Below are 1,181 nucleotides of genomic sequence, written 5' to 3' on the forward strand. Positions count from 1 at the left end.
CGCCCGTCCCGGTGGTGTGAGGAGTTGTTTCGGTGGCGAGGAGGCTATCGGTGATGAGTACGTCCCTACGATCCCCAAGGCCTGTGCACTCGAGGCGACCCGCAGTCGAGTGCGGCCGGTCCGGTTCTCGTCTGGGGCAACGCCGGGCGGCCGCCGGTTTGGCGGTGGTATGCGTCCTGGCCCTGGGGGCGGCGGGCTGCGCGCTGAAGGACGCGCGGGCGGAGGCCAGTGCCAGCGCCAGTGCCAGCGCGTCTGCGGCCGTCGCCCGGGCCGAGAAAGGGATCGCCGACGCCAACGCCTCAGCGACCGCCTCCCGAGAAGCCGCCCTGACCCCCGAACTCAAGATCCAGCGCGACACCGCCCTAGCCGAACCCGCACCCGCCAAGAATCCACAGGTCAGCGAGGAGACCTCCGAGGGCGCAGTCGCAAGCGTCTACTACTTCCTCGACCTCTACCGCTACGCCTTCATGACCGGCAACACCACCGAACTCGCAGCCATGAGCGAAGACCAGTGCCAATTCTGCCAATCTGCAATTGATCGGGCAACCAAGCTTCACGCAACAGGAGGATGGATAGATAAATGGGACCAAAGCATTGTAGATGCCACATACTACGACAAACTAGACGGATATAATTACAATCGAATCAAAATCGTCATCAACTACGGACAAATGACCTCCCACCCCGGAGACGGCACCCCCTCGAAAACTTCCGAAACGGATGATGGAAGAGTTCTTAATTTCGGAGTTAGGTATATCAACGGCCGCTGGTCGATTGGGGCGGTCGAGGTGGTTGAAAAATGATCATGAAACCTATCGCCGCCATCGCGATTGTCGCACCATTAATTCTACCAATGCCACACTCAAAAGGCGGCGGAGAAAATTCTGCGGCCGTCGAATCTAACGTGACCGCCGGAAACACCGACAAGGGGGTAAATGCTTATGGTGAAGTGACAGAGCAGATTCCCCAGGAGGGGGCATCGGAGCCCGGTGAGCCACCATCTCAGGAACACCCAGACGTGACGGCATCAGAACCGTCGATGTGGGACGAGAAACCCCACCAGAAATGCACCGACAACGGCGACGAACACCCTGAGATTCACTGCGTGAACAACGGGCTGCTCCAGCCCTCCGGACCCGAGGAACCCACCGGCGGCCCCCGCACGATCACGATCACCACCC

General features: G+C 60.5%; 1 protein-coding gene and 1 pseudogene. Both read left to right on the forward strand.

The window, feature by feature from the left end; genetic code table 11:
* The first annotated feature begins 53 nt into the window (after positions 1–53).
* Positions 54–803, forward strand: coding sequence for a DUF6318 family protein (locus HMPREF0975_RS14250; RefSeq protein WP_009234945.1), 750 nt, complete (start codon positions 54–56; stop codon positions 801–803).
* Positions 800–1,181, forward strand: a pseudogene (locus HMPREF0975_RS17000) (zinc transporter); the annotation flags it as partial. The gene HMPREF0975_RS14250 and the pseudogene HMPREF0975_RS17000, both read left to right, overlap by 4 nt.

It is taken from the genome of Actinomyces sp. oral taxon 849 str. F0330, assembly GCF_000239715.1.
In the GTDB taxonomy this organism is placed as follows: domain Bacteria; phylum Actinomycetota; class Actinomycetes; order Actinomycetales; family Actinomycetaceae; genus Actinomyces; species Actinomyces johnsonii.